The sequence below is a fragment of the Columbia Basin potato purple top phytoplasma genome, from assembly GCF_028595955.1.
Lineage (GTDB): Bacteria > Bacillota_I > Bacilli_A > Acholeplasmatales > Acholeplasmataceae > Phytoplasma.
The window spans coordinates 1-464 of record NZ_JANHJP010000036.1; the positions used below are offsets into that span (position 1 = coordinate 1).

1 pseudogene is annotated in these 464 nt (G+C 27.2%); it reads right to left on the reverse strand.

The features are described from left to right. Positions 1-263 (reverse strand): annotated as a pseudogene (locus M8044_RS02510) (effector); the annotation flags it as partial. Between the last annotated feature and the right edge of the window lie 201 nt (positions 264-464).

The following is a 464-nucleotide window of genomic DNA, read 5'->3' on the forward strand; positions in this document are numbered from 1 at the left end:
GATCGGATATTTTCTTTGTTAGTGAATTGTTGTTGATAATAACCGATACCATTAAGGTCATCAAAGGTGTAATGAATTTTAATCATTGATTGAGTTCTTCCTTTGGTGAGATCAGTTTCTTTCCATTCTTCTTTGATATCGACTTTGGTTTCTTTGAAAACAGGGATTTCTTTTTTTGGTAATTTATACGTATCTGAGGTTAAAAAGAAAAAACCAATCAATAAACATAATAATAACCCTAATATGATAAAAAACCATTTCATTTTTTTTAATAATATTAAACATGATTAGTTCCTTTCGGGTAATTTTTAATATACCAACATTTTAACACATTTGACTTTTGAATTTTAATTAAAACTATTTTTTGAACCAAGAAGTTACTTTTTCAACATTTTCCTTTACACCTCTAATTCTTTGTCTTGGCATCTTCTTTAATACGAGCTTTTAAAGGTTGAATCACGTCA